The 13,344-nt window shown below is 60.2% G+C and carries 11 protein-coding genes and 3 pseudogenes; 4 read left to right on the forward strand and 10 right to left on the reverse strand.

Annotated features, from left to right (window positions below; genetic code table 11):
• Window positions 1-11: 11 nt before the first annotated feature.
• The 3 genes from JQN66_RS03530 to JQN66_RS03540 all read right to left on the reverse strand — a co-directional run bounded on the left by JQN66_RS03530 (window position 12) and on the right by JQN66_RS03540 (window position 3,237).
• Window positions 12-959, reverse strand: coding sequence for an ornithine cyclodeaminase family protein (locus JQN66_RS03530; RefSeq protein ID WP_204676651.1), 948 nt, complete (start codon window positions 957-959; stop codon window positions 12-14).
• Between the two features lie 36 nt (window positions 960-995).
• Entirely contained in the window at window positions 996-2,396 is a 1,401-nt protein-coding gene (brnQ, locus tag JQN66_RS03535) for a branched-chain amino acid transport system II carrier protein (protein WP_204676652.1), read from the reverse strand.
• Window positions 2,397-2,562: 166 nt separating this feature from the next.
• Window positions 2,563-3,237, reverse strand: a complete 675-nt coding sequence (locus JQN66_RS03540) for a GntR family transcriptional regulator (protein ID WP_204676653.1) — start codon at window positions 3,235-3,237, stop codon at window positions 2,563-2,565.
• Between the two features lie 192 nt (window positions 3,238-3,429).
• Here JQN66_RS03540 and JQN66_RS03545 point away from each other — a divergent pair, with 192 nt between their 5' ends.
• Window positions 3,430-4,650 carry an NAD(P)/FAD-dependent oxidoreductase gene (locus JQN66_RS03545; protein ID WP_204676654.1) on the forward strand — a complete coding sequence of 407 codons (1,221 nt, stop codon included), beginning with the start codon at window positions 3,430-3,432 and terminating at the stop codon, window positions 4,648-4,650.
• Here JQN66_RS03545 and JQN66_RS03550 read toward each other — a convergent pair.
• Both JQN66_RS03550 and JQN66_RS03555 read right to left on the reverse strand, forming a co-directional pair.
• A complete protein-coding gene (locus JQN66_RS03550) occupies window positions 4,647-5,573 on the reverse strand; it encodes a 2-hydroxyacid dehydrogenase (RefSeq protein ID WP_204676655.1) in 927 nt (308 codons plus the stop codon). The genes JQN66_RS03545 and JQN66_RS03550 overlap by 4 nt on opposite strands.
• Window positions 5,574-5,660: 87 nt before the next feature.
• Window positions 5,661-6,859: pseudogene (locus JQN66_RS03555) on the reverse strand (IS110 family RNA-guided transposase).
• Window positions 6,860-7,187: 328 nt separating this feature from the next.
• Here JQN66_RS03555 and JQN66_RS03560 point away from each other — a divergent pair.
• Window positions 7,188-7,382 carry a hypothetical protein gene (locus tag JQN66_RS03560; protein ID WP_204676656.1) on the forward strand — a complete coding sequence of 65 codons (195 nt, stop codon included), beginning with the start codon at window positions 7,188-7,190 and terminating at the stop codon, window positions 7,380-7,382.
• Between the two features lie 67 nt (window positions 7,383-7,449).
• Here JQN66_RS03560 and JQN66_RS03565 read toward each other — a convergent pair whose 3' ends face one another.
• The 5 genes and pseudogenes from JQN66_RS03565 to JQN66_RS03585 form a co-directional block, all read right to left on the reverse strand.
• Entirely contained in the window at window positions 7,450-8,193 is a 744-nt protein-coding gene (locus JQN66_RS03565) for an SDR family NAD(P)-dependent oxidoreductase (protein ID WP_204676657.1), read from the reverse strand.
• A 164-nt stretch (window positions 8,194-8,357) separates the two neighbouring features.
• Window positions 8,358-8,447, reverse strand: coding sequence for a hypothetical protein (locus tag JQN66_RS03570; protein ID WP_239464128.1), 90 nt, complete (start codon window positions 8,445-8,447; stop codon window positions 8,358-8,360).
• A 214-nt stretch (window positions 8,448-8,661) separates the two neighbouring features.
• A complete protein-coding gene (locus tag JQN66_RS03575) occupies window positions 8,662-9,228 on the reverse strand; it encodes a YdeI/OmpD-associated family protein (protein WP_204676659.1) in 567 nt (188 codons plus the stop codon).
• A 5-nt stretch (window positions 9,229-9,233) separates the two neighbouring features.
• Window positions 9,234-9,818, reverse strand: a complete 585-nt coding sequence (locus JQN66_RS03580; RefSeq protein ID WP_204677470.1) for a DNA/RNA non-specific endonuclease — start codon at window positions 9,816-9,818, stop codon at window positions 9,234-9,236.
• Window positions 9,819-9,891: 73 nt separating this feature from the next.
• Window positions 9,892-11,373 (reverse strand): annotated as a pseudogene (locus JQN66_RS03585) (IS3 family transposase).
• 281 nt (window positions 11,374-11,654) lie between these two features.
• Between JQN66_RS03585 and JQN66_RS03590 the strand changes: the two are divergent.
• Window positions 11,655-12,702 (forward strand): annotated as a pseudogene (locus JQN66_RS03590) (transposase).
• A 19-nt stretch (window positions 12,703-12,721) separates the two neighbouring features.
• Window positions 12,722-13,240, forward strand: a complete 519-nt coding sequence (locus tag JQN66_RS03595; RefSeq protein ID WP_204676660.1) for a hypothetical protein — start codon at window positions 12,722-12,724, stop codon at window positions 13,238-13,240.
• The last annotated feature ends 104 nt before the right edge of the window (window positions 13,241-13,344 follow it).

Raw genomic sequence — 13,344 nt, forward strand, 5'->3', positions numbered from 1 at the left:
AAAGGACGAGCTTACGCTCGGCTGGCAAAATGTTCATGGACGCCTACTGCGACCACGAGATCCTGCCAAGCCATGCCTGTGCCCTTGAAGACGTTCGGCCGCTGGGTGCTGCGCGCGACCTCGCCCCTGACAAGTTGGCTGACCGTTGAGAAGCCGTCGCGGCCCAACGTGCCGTCGGCGATGGCCTGGATGACGTCGCCCGCTTCGCGCAGGGCGGTCGCCGGGTCTTCGACAATGACAACGGAGCGGCCCATGAGATCGGCATCCAGCTCCCGTGCTCCTGGCTCGTGGGATCCCATCGCCACCACGCAGGCACCCGGCTGGACCAGGGCGCCGTCGAAAAGCGGTTCCCTGGCGCTCGTGGCGCAGACGACGATCTGGGCTTGGGCCACCTCAGCGGGCGCCGCCGCCCGCGCCTGCAATCCGAACTGCTTGGTCCGCTGGACCAGGTCCTCGATTCGCTGCTCGTTGCGGGCCGAGACCAGCACCTGGCTGATAGGACGGATACGAGACATCGCTTCGATATGGCCCCAGGCCTGTGGGCCAGTGCCGAAGACCATGAGTGTGCACGGCCCGGCTGGGGCCAGATGATCGGCTGCCACAGCGGACATGGCGGGCGTGCGAAGCTCGGTGAGCATGGCGCCTTCCAGCAGCGCCTGGGTGGACAGCGTCTTGGAATCCATGAGCAGGTAGGTTGCCTGGATGCGGGGCAGGCCGTGCTCCGGGTTCTCAGGCGCCACGGAAACGACCTTGATCCCTGACCAGTCGCCGATGGTGGCCGGCATCAACAGCAGCTCTCCAGAACCGGCCGGCTTGCTGGTTCGGTCGGGATCCGAAGCCGGATCGAATCCGCCTGCCAGGGCATTCTCGATCAGGCGCCGGGCATCATCCGGACTGACTGCTTCGCGGACCTGCTCCGTGGAGTACCAGATCGGTGCGGTACTTGCAGTGGTTTGCATTGGTTCTCACTTCGTTCTTCAGGGGTTGCGGTCTTGCTAGTTTGCGGCGGGGTGGCCAGCCGGGCTGGCTGTTTGCGGCGCGGGGGTCGCTGCTTCGGGCCGGGGTTCGTAGCTGCGCGGTTGTTCCTTGCGCAAGCGCGCAACGACATACCCCACGCCAGCTCCGATCAGGGCTGGGATGATCCAGCCTCCGCCCTGGAGGAACATCGGAATGAATCCCAGGGCGCTGTCGATCTGCTCGACGAAGAATCCGGTGGATTTCACGGCGTCGAAGACCGCGATGATTCCGGCTCCGATCATTGCTCCGACGTAGACGGACTGGTATCCCGAGAAAAGCCGGTTGCACAAGACCAGCAGGATGAGCGTGATGGCTAGCGGGTAGAGGAACATGAGCAGCGGAATCGCGGTTTCCAGGACGATTTCCAGTCCGAAGTTGGTGAAAAGCAGTCCTGCCGCGCCGAAGATGTATACCCACACGCGGTAGGAAATCGATGGCATCGTATTTCCGAAGTATTCGGAGACCGAAGACAGGCAGGCGATATTGGTAGTGACGCCGGTCAGGAAGACGATCACGCCCATGGCAACAACGCCGGCGGTGCCCAGCAGGTAGCGCGAGGACTCGGCAAGCACTGCTCCGCCGTTGTCCAGGTACCCAATGGCTTCCACGCTGGAGGCGCCGATCCATGCCATGGAGATGTGCAGCAACGACAGGCCGATGACGGTGATGATGCCAGCCTTGATGAACACCTTGGTGATTTCACTCGGCTTGGTGACTCCCACGGCCCGGATCGACTGGATGAACACGCCGCCGAACACCAGTGCAGCCAAGGCGTCCATGGTGAAGTAGCCTTCGGTAAATCCCTTGAGGAAGGCTCCGGACAGGTATGGCTCCACGGGATCCTGCGGGGTTCCCATCGGGGTGAAGAATGACTTACCGATAATGAGCAGCAGTAGAACCGAAAAAACAGGGGTGATGAGCTTTCCCAGCCGATTCACGAGCTTGCCGGTGTCCAGCGACAGGTAGATTGTCAGCGCGGTGAATGCGGTGGAGAAGGCCAGCAGGATAATACGGCTTGCATCAGGGGAAATATCCAGGTGCGGCTTGATGGCGATTTCATAGACCACCGAGCCGGTGCGTGGAATGACATACAGCGGGCCCAGTGCAAGGAACATCAAGGCGCAGAACCCGCGGGAGAACCATGGATGCACGCGATCGGACAGCGGTTCCACACGCCCGCCAGCCCGGGCGAGGACGATGATGGCCAGCAGTACGAGTCCAACACCTGTCAGCAGGAATCCAGCCATGGGGACGACTGATGACCGCCCAGCTTGCTGCCCGACAAGGGGCGCGAAAATGATGTTGCCTGCGCCGAGGAACATGGCGAGGAGCATTAGTCCGATAGTTAATGTCTGCAGCGGAGAAATCTTGGTGTTCATATGTGTGTTTCCTTCGAGACTGATCTTGTGATCAGCTCTGCCAAAATGCGCGGGGCAGGCTGTGATCCACATCAAGTGTTGTGTTATATATTACACAACACTTGATATATGCCAAGAGGGTTAGAAAAAGGCCGGAACGGCAAGCGTTCCGGCCCGAGTGATGCAGTTAGCTACCCGAAGGTTCCGGGCGGTCAGCCCAGATGCCGCGACTGTGCGCCAAATGCTTGGTCATAAGTGCAGCGGCGCATTCGCCGTCGTGGGCGGTGATGGCTTCGAGGATTTCCAAGTGCTCGACCGCGGACTCGGTTAGATCGCCGTGGTCTGCAAGCTTCTGCAGCCCTTGCATTCGCGCCTGGTCACGCAGCTGCTCGACGGTGTTCACTAAGCGTCGGTTTCCGAGCGTTTCAAGCAGGGCCTTGTGGAACAGGCGGTCGCTTTCCAGGAAGGCGCGGACGTCACCCGATTTGGCGGCAGAAATGATGTCCTCGGCGAGGAGGCGGAACGGTTCGGGCTCGCGATCCCCGAATTTTTCCGCAACTTCGCGCATCGCCGGAACTTCGAGCATGGTGCGAATCTTGAAGATTTCATCTAGATCTTGATCGGTTAGCTGGGGTACGCGGAAACCCTTGTTTCGAATGACTTCGACGATACCCAAGTTGGCCAGATCCATGACTGCTTCTCGGACAGGGGTGATGGAGACTCCCAGTTCCGCTGCGACCTTAACGACGCTTTCCACCTTCCCGGGTGCAATCTCGCCCATCACGATAGAGGTGCGAATCGCATTCCGCGCCTGCTCTCTAAGGCTGACGGCTCGGAGGGGCGTGTGGTTGCTTGTAGTCATACTACTTGTTTATCACGTTCGTTTGACGCGGGAATCATCCGCATACCCTGCGATGCGTGAACCGCTGAAAAACTTAAATATCGGATCAATAATGTGTAAGGTATAACACAATACAAAATTCATGGAGTGGGTATCCGGATGCCGAGGCATGCCATCTCACGCATGGAGCGTAGCAACTTGAGGAGCACCTTCATGAGCCTTGATCGGGCGGACGTCGCAATTGTCGGTGGCGGAATTATAGGATCCGGCTTGGCGAGTGCGCTCAGCAGGGAAGGGCTTGATGTCGTAGTCATCGATCCGCATCCCGGGCTGGGTTCCTCACTGGGAAATGCCGGACTGGTGGTCCCGAGCTACTCCACGCCGATGTCGACCCCCGGAAACCTCTGGGAAGGCCTGAAATCCCTCGGCGGCGACCACGCACCGGTGACTTTCTCTCGTCCGCTCGGCATCGAGACGTTAAAGTTCCTTGCAAGTTTCGCCTCCGCTTCCCGTCCTGGGCGCGTTAAGCGGGATACCGCAAAATTGCTTTCGATGGCGACCCGAAGCCTTCAGCGTTATCACGAACTCCAGGACAGCGGTCTCGATCTGGGGCTCACGGTTCAAGGCTGGTTGTGGTTGTCGACCGCCCAGGGGAACCGCGATGCACTGCACGGAGATTCCGAGCGAATGCAAAGAGCCGGAGCGAAATGCGAAGTTGTTGGCCGTGCCCAGGCAGACGAGCTCCAGCCTGGCTTGGGCAACGAAGTCTCTGGAGGGATCTGGTTCCCCGATGAAGCGTTCCTTGACCCGGAGGCCGCATCTCGCCGCTGGCTGCAAGATGCTATGGACCACGGAGCCAGGCTCATTCGTGCGCAAGTGACGGGATACGGGAAGCACGGCGAACGAATCACGGATCTCGTGACCGACGTAGGTGATATCCGCGCCAAGCAGGTAGTGCTGGCCACCGGTGCCGACAGCCGTGCCGCGGGCAGGCTGCTGGATATCAAGGTGCCGGTCGAACCGGGCTATGGCTGGTCGGTCACATTGGCGGATCCGGAAAACCAGCTGCATCGCGCGCTGATGGGAATTGAGGATCACGTGGTGATCAGCCCCATGCCTGGCCGCGTTCGTATTACCGGAGGCATGAGGTTTGGCGCGGCTTCGGGGTCGGCTCCCGCTGACCGCGATATTGACAAGCTACGCAAGCACGCGGCGGCAGTCGTTCCGGCGCTCGCAGATTTGGAAGAGCTGACACGGTGGCTGGGCGCGCGCCCGATGACCGCAAGCGGCGTGCCGATCATTGAACGCCGCGGGTTCGACAACCTGGTTGTTGCTGCCGGTCACGGCCCGTTGGGCGTTACCCTTGCGCCGATTACCGTGGATCTGGTCAAGAAATTGGTCACCGCCGGGTTGAGCATGGCGCGCCCCCGCTAGTTCCTGTCGGTCACGATGTTGAAGGGCTTCTTGCCGACGAAGATCCCGCGGACCTGTGCGATGGCCAGCTCGCTGACCAGCTTGAGGAATTCTCCGGTGTCGCCGGCCATATGAGGGGTGACCACGCAATTCGGTGCGGTCCACAGCGGGTGACCGGATGGCAGGGGTTCCGGATCTGTGACATCCAACGCCGCCCGGAGACGCCCCTTGTCCAGCTCCTGCAGCAGCGCCTCGGTGTCGACGATGGGGCCGCGGCCTATATTGACCAGCAGCGCGCCGTCGCCCAGACGTGCAAGGAAGTTTGCATTGACTAGTTTTTCGGTTCGGACGGTATGGGGCAAAGTCACGATGACGATGTCTGCCAGGGGAAGCAGCTGTTCGATTTCGCTGATGCCGTGGACGACCGTGCCATCGTCCAGGGTTCTGGCCTTCGACGCCACTGTGATGACCTGTGCAGGTTTGAACGCGGCAAGACGCTCGGCAACGGCACTGCCGACTCCTCCAGCTCCCAGCAGCAGGACTGTCGAACCGTGCAGTGAGGACGTCCAGATGCGTTCCCAGCGCTGTTCACGCTGTTGTTCCAGGGCCTTGGGCAGCTCACGCAGGCTGGCTAGGATCAAGGCAAGGCAGTGCTCCGCTGTGGCGTCTTCCACCGCGCCGCGGGAGTTGGTCAGTGTGGCTTGCTGCGGCAGATGCTCCAGCACCCACTCGTAGCCTATGGACAAGAGGTGCACGTGCTGCAGGCCCTTGATCCGTGCGACGCGGGTCCGGCGCTCGGTGTTCGATGGGCGCTCGGTGACCAGCACCTCGGCTTCCGGTGCATCCTCGGGATCGTCGTTGATATGCCAGAGGATCGGTTCAATCCCGGGAATCTGCAACGCGTCGACGAGTCGCTGCCAGGGGACGAGAACACGCAGGGTCACGGTGCTTCCAATCTTCGGTCGGTATCTGGCTATTGTGTCCCGTTGCCTTGCGGCGGGACAAACCGGGGGGTGCCCCTATGTATTTTGTCAAGCAGCATCCACCACCGGAGCATCGTGAAGTGACCCGTCCCGGATCATCGCGAACAACACTGTCAGCCTGCGATGGGCCAACGCGATGAGCGCCTGGTTATGGCGTTTTCCCTGGGCCCGTTTCCGGTCATAATAGGCGCGGCTGGCAGGGTCGAAACGGATGGACGCGAAGGCCGAAAGGAACAACGCTCGCTTCAATCTCTTGTTGCCTGAATGGCTGACGCGTTCGGACTTGATCGAGGTGCCCGACTGGCGGGTGACGGGCGCCAACCCAGCATAGGAAGCCAAGGCGGCGGCACTATCAAAGGTCTTGCCGGAGGGCTGAAGCAATGCAGATCGCAGTGGTCCTGACCGCAACCCCCGGGCATGGACGTCAGGACCGGGCAAAGAGGGTGGGCCTCCACCATGGCTTCAAGATGCGTGGCCACGTCCGCCCGCTGGGCATGCAGGGCGATCAGCTGCCGGGCCAGGTGGGGAACGACCAGCCCGGCGGCCGCGGTGCCAACCACGACCACTGTCTGCTCATCCACGGCGTCCAGGATGGCGCCGGCCCAGGCGGTGTGCCGGCGGGCTCCGTGCTTTGTCAGTTTCGCGTCGATCCGTGCTTTGCCGGCATGCCGCAACTGGGCTGGGGTGGGCCAGGCGGCGAGGACTTCGAGCACCGCATCATGCTCCAGCCACGGACCCACCACCCGCTCCAGGCAGGGATGGATCTGGGTGAACAGCCCGCGGATCCGGTTGCTGGTCTGGGTGATCTGGCGGGAGAGATCCAGGTCGAAGCCGGTGAGCATGCCCAGGGCTGCTTCTTCCTCGTCCGAGACCTGCAGGCTGCGCAGCGTATGCGGCATGGTGCGGGCCGCGTCGGCGATGATGAACGCGTCCTTTTCGTCGGTTTTGGCCGTGCCCGGATACATGTCCGCGATCCGTCGCATGGTCAGCCCGGGCAGATAGGCCACGGTGATACTCAGGTGCTGGGCCACCGCTACGGCCAGGGCACCGATGGTGGCTGGCTGGTCCACGACCACCAGGACGGTGCCGTGGGCGCTGAGATCCTGGTAGACCTTGGTGAGCTTTGCTTCGTCGTTGGGCAGGGTTTTATTCCAGATGGTGGTGCCCTCCACCGTCACGGCGCAGCCCCAGTGGTCGGTTTTTCCGACGTCGAGCCCGAGGAAAATATCGATTTCCGTGGTGTTCATGACCGGTGCTCCTTTGAACCGATTAATTGTTCAAGGTCGACCAACCGTCGGTAGCAAAGCCTTACACCCACGTTACGACTGGCGTCCAGTGTTCCTGGCGCCGTGCCCCTGATTAGCAAGCACCTCGCTGCCATCCAATCCCGGTGGCAACACCCCGGACTATTGGATATGCAGGGGCAAGACACCATGCCGGGATTGGCCGGCCGACAGCTCCCATCATCCTCGGGTGAGGGAGCTATCAACAAGGTAACGGGCCGAATTGGCGGCGCAATGAATTATTTGTCGCTATTCATCGGTGCAGAAATGATCCAGCCGATAGAATCTGGCCATGACCCAAACTTCAGAGCGTACTGGCAAAAAGGCCACGGCAGGTTCCACAGCGACGATGGTTGTCGGCTGGACACTGGTATTGATCGGCTTGGGCATATTCGTGCTGGGTGAACCGGTGGGCGGCGGATTGCTGGTGGTATCCGGGGCCGTGCTTCATGCGGGAGCGATGATTGCCGAGTCCGTCAGACGCTAGGCCCTTAAACAGTTCAGGCCCCGGGGCAATATCCCGGAGCCTGAAATGTAGGAAAGAGGTCTAGAGGTTAGTAGAGCTTATTGGCACCACCATCTGCCATGAGAGTCTGGCCGGTGACGTACTTGGCGTCATCCGAAAGCAGGAATGCGACAACAGGTGCGACGTCGGTCTCGGGATCGCCGAAGCGGCCCAGCGGAACCTTGGTCAGAGACTGTTCGTACAGGTCTGGGAAGGCCTGGCTCCAGGCCTTGACGCCGTCGGTCAGCGCCATTGGCGACACCACGTTGACGCGGATGTTGTTGGCCGCCCATTCGTTGGCGGTCACGCGGGACAGGCCGCGGATGGCTTCCTTGGCCGAGGCATAAGCGGCCTGGGTCGGCTGGCCCACCATGGCCGAGCCGGAGCCGAAGTTCACAATTGAACCGCCGTTGTCCTTCAGATGCGGGTAGGCGGCGAGCATGAACTGGCGGGTGGCCAGGAATCCGGTGTTGAACGAGAGATCCCAGGCAGCCTGGTCTAGGTCGGTGAATGGGGCCTGGCGGGAAGCGTGGGCGTTGTTGACCAGACCGTTCAGTCCGCCGAAGTTCTCCACGGCTGCGGCAACGGCTGCATCTGCGGTTTCCTGCTTGCTGACGTCGCCGGCGATGAAGGCCAGCGAGTCGCCGGCTTCTTCCTTGAGCTTGGCTCCTGCTTCGGCGTTGAGGTCCACTGCGACGACCTTGGCCCCGCGGCGGAGCAGGACGCGGCTGATGGCCCCGCCGATGCCGGACGCGCCACCCGTAACAATGATGACCTTGCCATCAAGCTGCATTCTGAACTCCCTTCGAAAATCATGGCGATCCGAGGTAACTCATCTCGGGTCGGTGGGGGCAACCCCCTGAATAACTCAGAGTCTACTCGCTATATTCGACAGCTCGTAGAAAAGGTCACCTAAGTCAATCGTTCAGCTGACGGCGGAGTAAAACCCTTGTCTGATCAAGGGGTTTCGCGATTCATTCCAGAGGCGAATCGCTCCAACCTGTTGCTTCTGGTTTCCTCGGTTCTGGCAATCATCAGTTGATGCATGATGCGGTACCTCGGCTGCGATTTCAATGAGGCGAAATTCTGGGATCAGCAAGAGCCCGATGACTAGAACGGTCCTTTGTTTTCCCTCACAGATTTCCTCATGGTCTACGCAAATGAAACGGGTGTGGAGAACACTTAAAGGATTCTTCATGAAGCCGAGTCAAGCCGCCAATAGACCATGCGGAAATACTTGGACATCGTTATTCAGCGCGCGTCACTCGGACTTTTCGCCCAATTGCGCAATAAAACGTGCGATGCGCGCAGCTCTGGTCTTCTCGGTCTTGGCAATCATCAGCTGATGCAGGATGTGATAGCGCGGCTGGGATTTCAGCGCTTCGAAGGCGGCTTTGGCAGAGGGCTGCGCATCCAAGGCGCGTTGCAGGTCTTCGGGAACCTGAGCCGTCGCTTGCCCTTGGTAGGCGCGGTTCCACCTGCCGTCCGCCTTCGCCTTGTCGATCTCTAGCTGTCCGCGTGGGCGCATCCTGCCCTGCTCGATCAGCGCTGCCACGAATTGCGTGTTTTTCTCCGACCAGACTGACGCCTTGCGGCGGGGAGTGTAGCGCTGCAGGAATGTTACTTCGTCGCGGCTGCGGCGCTGCCCGTCGATCCATCCGCTGCACAATGCTTCCTGCAGCGCGTCGGCAACCATCAGGGATGTTGGTTCGGTGGTGCCCTTTTTGGCTACGAGCAGCCAGACCCCGTCGCTGGTTTCTTCGTTTTCATCAAGCCAAGCACGCCATGCAGCAACGTCGTCGAGGATCAGCGGGTTGTCATAGTCCATGGCAACTATTGTGAAGTGAATCGTTCCCGATGGAAACAGCGGGGCTGAAAGCAAAATGAACTGTCAGGAAGTTTGTGTAAGCTCCTAGTCACCTCGAGCGGGCTCCGCGAGCTGGATTGGGCCAGCAGCAGCTCATCAGCCTCATGCACTGTGCTCGGGAACAGCAGACCGGTGCGTTCTTCCACTTCGGTGACAGTTACTCGGTAGACCCGGAACTCATCCAACGCCATCAGCACTCGTAGCCGGCCCAGGTCCTGGGTGAGGAGGAACACTCGGGCGGTGAGCTGCCCTGCCTGTTCGAAGAGGATGATCTTCCAGTATTCGATAGGGAGCTGGTACCCCCGGTAGTGCTGGTCTTCGTCTCGTAGGACGGGGCCGGCGAAGACGCTGCTGCGAAGGTCATCGATCTCCACGTCCTCGTAGAGGGCATTTTCCAGCAGGCCCCAGATGCCGGCTTGTCGGGATTGGTTGAAATCCTCCATCTGCGGGGTGATGTTGGTGAAGTGGAAAGAATCCTTGTTCGCTTGGTGCGCTTCGGTGTCTGGTCCCCAGGTGAGGTCTGCGCGACGGGCGAGGTGGCCACGGTCCAGCCGGTTGTTCGCGTAGAGGTTGTTGCCTGCTTGGTATTCCGGAAATTTTCAAGTCAAGTGAGACCAAAGGGTGCTAAGCAGCGAGCATCTCTTCACCTTCCTCCTGCGTCACCGGTTCGTTGATCCACGCGGCCTCAGGCATCTGTAATTTCTTCGGCATGCGACGCTGACCGAACCGTTCGGGATGCGCATCCCACGCTTGCTGCAACGCCACCAGCCGCTGGTCCTCAACATGCCCGGTCATCCCGAAATGCACGTCCGCAGGCGTATGGAACCCGATCCCCGAATGGCGGTGATGACCGTTGTACGCCTTCACGAACCGGTCCATGAAATCCCTGGCATCAGCCAGCGAACCGAAACGCTCGGGGAACACCGGAAGGTACTTCAACGTTTTGAACCAGGCCTCTGAGTAGGGATCATCATTGCTGACCTTCGGCCGCGAATGCGATTTGAGCACATCCAAATCTGCCAGCAATGCGGCGACCGGCTTCGAGGTCATCGACGTCCCCCGGTCGGCGTGCACCACCTTGGGGATCTGGTCGGTGGCGAATACCTGCGCGATGAACTCACGCGCCAGTTCTCCTGATTCACGGGCATGGACCTGGCAACCGACGATGTAGCGCGAATAGATATCGATCATCACGTACGCATCAAAGTAGGTGCCCTTGGCCGGGCCGGCTAATTTCGTGATGTCCCACGTGAACACCTCTCCAGGCTGGTACGCCACCAGCTCCGGGACCTTTCGGGCTGGATGCCGGGCCTGCCGGCAGCGTTCGGCCACTTGCTTCTCACGGCGCAGCAGCCGATACATGGTGGATACCGAACACACATACGTCCCCTCAGACAGCAAGGTGGCGTAGATCTGCTCGGGTGCCTGATCGATGAACCGCTCGCTGTTCAGCGTCTCCAAGATCAGGGCTTCCTCCTGCGCGGTGAGCTTGTTCGCCGGCGCCGGACGCGGTGCTGCAGCAACCGGCCGCGGAGCCCGGGCAGCTTGCTGGCGACGGTGCATCGTGGCCCGGCTGACCCCGGACAGGGCGCTGGCCAGCCGGGTGGGCACCCCGACGCCGAGCAGCTGCTGGTAGGTGTCGGTGAGCAGGCCGCGGACGTCTACTTGGAATCCGCGCTCTTTTCAGATTTGTTCCAAGAGCGCGTGCGCTTTTCCCATGATTTCCAGGGCGGTCTGCGTGGTGGCCAGCTTCTGCTCGCTGGTGGCTAGCTGCTTTTTCAGTCGGGCGATTTCGGCTTGTTCCTTGCTCAGCTTGCCCTTCGTGGCACCGGCGCTGCCGGTGCTGGCGGTGGTGTTCCCGTCGAGGATTCCCGCGTCGCGCAGCCTGCGCCACTCCACGATCTGCGAGGAGTACAGGGCGTTGGCGCGCAGGTATCCACGTCCCTCGCTGGTTTGGATGGCTTGTTCGTAACCGTGCAGGTAGGCGAGCTTCTGGGCCGGGGTGATGGTGCGGCGCTGCGGTTGGTCCGGGCGGGGCTGGGTGGAATCCATGGTCCCATTCTCCGGCATGGTTCCGCTGCTTGCATGGATGGAGGTGATGCTCATGGTGGAGGTTAGTCCTGTTCTCGCCCTGTCTGGGGAGGGTGGTTTGCTATGAATCGGTGGTCTCACTCAACCCTGACAGACAGGGGTCCTCGGGCTTGAAGTGACTTGAACAAGACCAGTCCATTCTCGCCGGAGACATCAGTCCAGTCACTTGCCTTGGCTTGATAAAAGGTTGACCGCACCCGCACGACGCGTGTCTCGTTAGAGATTTGCCTGACAAGAACCCATTTCCAGACCGATGTCATCCTAATCGACATTGCCCCGAAAGAAGGTTCAAGATTATGGCCATCGTCGCAGAAGCATATGACTTCGTCATCGGCATTGATACGCACGCGCGTACCCACACTTATGCGATCGTCAACACGGTTACCGGAGCCAGAACTGGCTGCGAAGCTTTTCCCGTCACAGACAACGGCATGAACCGGGCGATTGCCTGGATCCACCGCAATTCCCATGGAAACATCTTGGCAGCTGTCGAGGGAACCAATTCCTACGGCTCAAACATCCGTCGCCTATTGACCGATGAGAATATCAGCGTGACGGAGGCGAAGCCGCCGCGCAAGAAGGCCCGAAACGGCATCGGCAAAACTGACCAAATCGATGCTATTGCGGCAGCCATGAGCGTTCTCGGCCAAGACATCGACCAGCTGCTGCACCCCCGAAACGACGGTGCTCGCGTAGCTATCAGCGTGCTGCTCGCAGCTCGCCGGCGCGTAGAACAGCAAAGCACTGCCAACCGCAACGCACTGAACGCGCTGGTGCGTCAGATTGATTTGGGAATCGACGCACGTAAGGCATTGTCGGATAAACAAGTACTCGAAATCGGCAACTGGCGAATTCGAGAAAGTGACACCGTCGAACAGCGGATAGCCCGTGGTGAAGCGGTGGAACTGGCCCGGGCGATCCAGCGATCTCAGCACCCAATGAAGGAGATTAGGAAAGAGCTTTCAGTCTTGGACGAGCAGCTGGCGCCAGACTTTTCAAAGTCAGGTTGGAATGGGTCCAATCACCGTAGCAATAATTTTGGCGGCCTATTCACACCCAGGTAGGGTCCGTTCTGAATCTGCGTTTGCCGCGCTTGCAGGCGTCTCATCATTGGAAGCATCGTCTGGAAATACCAAAAGACACCGACTAAATCGCGGTGGTGACCGACAACTGAATATGGCGTTGGACATCATCATCAAAACCCGGATGAGATTCGACGAAGCAACGAAGGCCTACGTTGAACGAAGAACAACTGAAGGACGCACTTATCGGGAAATCAAGCGTTGTCTGAAGCGGTATCTCGCACGGTCTATTTACCGGCAGTTGGAGAAGATTATGGCTTGACATGAACCATAAAAGGGTCATGACAACTCACATCCGCACCAACCTGGACAAGGACACCATGGACGCCGATATGGCGGTGCGCACCTACAAGCCGTTGGCGAACGTGGAGAAAATCTTCAAAACCCTGAAAACCAGGGACCTGGGCATCCGTCCGATCCGCCACTACACCGAAGACCGCACCAGGGCGCACGTGTTCCTCTGCATGCTCGCCGCGCACCTGACCTGGCACCTGCGTACCGCCCTGGCCGAACTGACCTACACCGATGAAGCCAAGCCCACCGGTGGGGATCCGGTGGCGAAGGCCGAACGCTCACCGGGAGCGGCCCGGAAGGCCAGCACCCGCACCCAGGCCAACGGGGAGTCGGCCTACGGCTTCCAGGAGTTGCTCACGCACCTGGCGACCCGCACCCGCAACACTGTTAGCGTCGCCGGGGTTGAAGAGACCTTCGAGCTGTTGGCCCTGCCCACCACCACCCAGCACCGGGTCCTGGAATTGATCGGCCAGCACCTGGAGCGGTTGAAAAGCACGGCGGCGTAGCCAGACACGAGAAAGGAGAAAACGCTGGGATCAGCGTGATTCCGCGGATCCCAGCGTTTTCCTTATCGTAACTTCAGGTTAGTGTATCGCTCGAAACCAGACGG

The organism is Glutamicibacter protophormiae (genome assembly GCF_016894325.1).
GTDB lineage: Bacteria > Actinomycetota > Actinomycetes > Actinomycetales > Micrococcaceae > Glutamicibacter > Glutamicibacter protophormiae.

Excerpts from the sequence above, each read along its gene's own strand:
- JQN66_RS03540 (WP_204676653.1), bottom strand. The coding sequence starts at position 3,237 with ATGACTACAAGCAACCACACGCCCCTCCGAGCCGTCAGCCTTAGAGAG.
- JQN66_RS03565 (WP_204676657.1), bottom strand. The coding sequence starts at position 8,193 with ATGCAGCTTGATGGCAAGGTCATCATTGTTACGGGTGGCGCGTCCGGC.
- brnQ (WP_204676652.1), bottom strand. The coding sequence starts at position 2,396 with ATGAACACCAAGATTTCTCCGCTGCAGACATTAACTATCGGACTAATG.
- JQN66_RS03595 (WP_204676660.1), top strand. The coding sequence starts at position 12,722 with ATGACAACTCACATCCGCACCAACCTGGACAAGGACACCATGGACGCC.
- JQN66_RS03570 (WP_239464128.1), bottom strand. The coding sequence starts at position 8,447 with ATGCATCAACTGATGATTGCCAGAACCGAGGAAACCAGAAGCAACAGG.
- JQN66_RS03560 (WP_204676656.1), top strand. The coding sequence starts at position 7,188 with ATGACCCAAACTTCAGAGCGTACTGGCAAAAAGGCCACGGCAGGTTCC.
- JQN66_RS03530 (WP_204676651.1), bottom strand. The coding sequence starts at position 959 with ATGCAAACCACTGCAAGTACCGCACCGATCTGGTACTCCACGGAGCAG.
- JQN66_RS03575 (WP_204676659.1), bottom strand. The coding sequence starts at position 9,228 with ATGGACTATGACAACCCGCTGATCCTCGACGACGTTGCTGCATGGCGT.
- JQN66_RS03545 (WP_204676654.1), top strand. The coding sequence starts at position 3,430 with ATGAGCCTTGATCGGGCGGACGTCGCAATTGTCGGTGGCGGAATTATA.